The sequence below is a fragment of the Rhizobacter sp. P2_H2 genome (genome assembly GCF_056403375.1).
In genome coordinates, this window is sequence record NZ_JBFUFP010000971.1 from 1 (window position 1) to 2069 (window position 2069).

The following is a 2069-nucleotide window of genomic DNA, read 5'->3' on the forward strand; positions in this document are numbered from 1 at the left end:
GGCCGACCTTGCATCCCGCGTGCGCGCTGTGGTTCGCCCAGCAATGCCTCGCTCGAGGCGACAAGGATCTCTTTTGTGAGGTCGTGACGACATTCCGGCTCAAGCGCCTGCATGGCATCGTCGAGAACGCGAGCATCGTTGCCGAGAGTCTGAAAGACCTGCCAAGCGTTCATCAGATCGAATTCGCGCAAGGATGCGTTTTCACCGAAGCGTGCGTCGACGGGCTGCACACTGCCTTGTCTCAACGCCGCGAGGCCCCCCCCTTCGAACTGAATCTGCACGGCTGCGCGATCGAGTTCTCCGGCCTGAAAGCACTGGCCGCCGCTCTGCCCTCCATGACGTCGCTGGCCATGCTGAGCATCTCGAAGCCCGTCCTGTCCGGCGAGCCTTGCGACACCGGGCTCGGCCCCGCCATTGGCGACAGTCCGCACCTGCTTGCCTTCAAACTCGACGTACCTGCCGTGACACAAAAGGCCGCCGAGGCGATCGGCAAAGGCATCCGGCAGAACCGATCCCTCATCGAAGTGCACTTCTGCACCGATGCATCGATCGAGTGCCCGCAATGGCTGATGGCCGAACTGGCCCGCCCGGATGCAATCGATCCGACGCGTCCGGGCCTGGCCGCGCCGGCCCTGGCAACCCTCGTGTTGGTCGGAGATCGCGGCAAACACATCACTCTCGTGTTCCCGGAGGCCTGCACCGAGCATTTGGCCAAGGTCGTCGACAACAACCCATTGCTGACGCGGGTTCGGATCGAACCTTTCATGGAGTTCCACGAACCTCGGACATGCCTGGGCTTGTTCGCCATCTGCAAGGCGCGGCCTATATGCCTCGACATCCATTTGGTCTTCAACGGCAACTTCCCCAGAGCGTATCCAAAAATGAAGGACACCGACCCCAGGTACGTCGGAATGGAGAAGCCGCTCAGGCCGACTCTGAACTTCCTTCGCCGGACGAGTCCTGCCCCCCTCTTGCGCCCGGAACTGGCACGACAGGGGTCCGCGACCGTCCTCGCGGCCTTGTTGCCCCTGGGTGGATTGGCGGCGGATCTGTGCCCGCTCATCGCCGGCCACGTGTCGGACCAGCGCACGCTCACCGCGCTGCGCTGCATCAACAATGCGGCCGTGAAAGCGACCCGGCGATTCCACCGAGCGTTTCAAGTGGACCTCGTGAAGAGCCTGCCCCATTCGTTCGGTGACATCGAGTTTGCACACCACGTGATGGGGCCGCCATTGGCGGGCTTGTCGATGAGCGATTCTCGGCGAGCCACGTTGCAGTCGTCGATCGATACGCGGCCCGATGCTGTGCGGCTGAAGGCGCTGATGGACAGTGAAGGGCAGCGCATGCTGGGAAATTGGAAAGAGCAGGAACTCTTGTTGACCRACTACCACTTTACCGAGCAGCTCCAGCATGATCATGCAAGGCTGGAGGCTTTCCGCAGGTTCTTCCCCCAACTCAAAGGGAAATCGGGAGACATCTCCATGCGGCACTTGTCTTTCGAGGTCGGCCTTCTGAAAACAGGAGAAGACTTCAAGCGCAGCGTCAAGAAGGCTTTCGAGCGCATCCCGAAGCTGTTGAGCCCGAAGGAGAGCAGGGACAGCGCCCCCTCCTCCCCGCCCGAGAAAAAAGACTAGGACCCCAGCGCCTGCGCCACATACCGCGTCACCTTCGGCGGCGACTGCTCCACATGGAAGCCCAGCCGCCGTTCGCGCAGTTCCAGGTCGAACACCGTCATCCGGTCGAAGTGCCGCAGATGCTCGGCCCATGATTYGTTGACGAACTGCTCGACGTAGAGCGACGGGTCCGAGGTGTCGCGGAACAGGCTCCACGACAGCACGCCGCGGCGCAGGCAGCTGCTGCGCCGCTCCTGCATCACGTGCAGGAACTCGCCCACGCGCACCGGGTCGATCCGGTACTCCACCGCGATCAGCACCGGCCCGTCGTGCGGGTCCAGCGGCAGCGCGGTCACCGGCGGGCGCAGCGGGTTCTCCGTCGCGTTGGCCGGCGTCAGGTCCTCCTCGGCCACCGCCGAGAGCCGCACCCGCCGCGTCAGCAGCAGTGCCACGCAG

2 protein-coding genes are annotated in these 2069 nt (G+C 63.6%); one reads left to right on the forward strand and one right to left on the reverse strand.

Annotated elements, in window-relative coordinates:
- Window positions 1-1634: leucine-rich repeat domain-containing protein (locus AC1D15_RS28900; RefSeq protein ID WP_477828727.1), on the forward strand; the 1634-nt coding region annotated here is incomplete at its 5' end.
- Here AC1D15_RS28900 and AC1D15_RS28905 read toward each other — a convergent pair.
- Window positions 1631-2069 (reverse strand): MFS transporter (locus tag AC1D15_RS28905; RefSeq protein ID WP_477828728.1); only part of this gene is annotated, 439 nt, incomplete at its 5' end. The genes AC1D15_RS28900 and AC1D15_RS28905 overlap by 4 nt on opposite strands.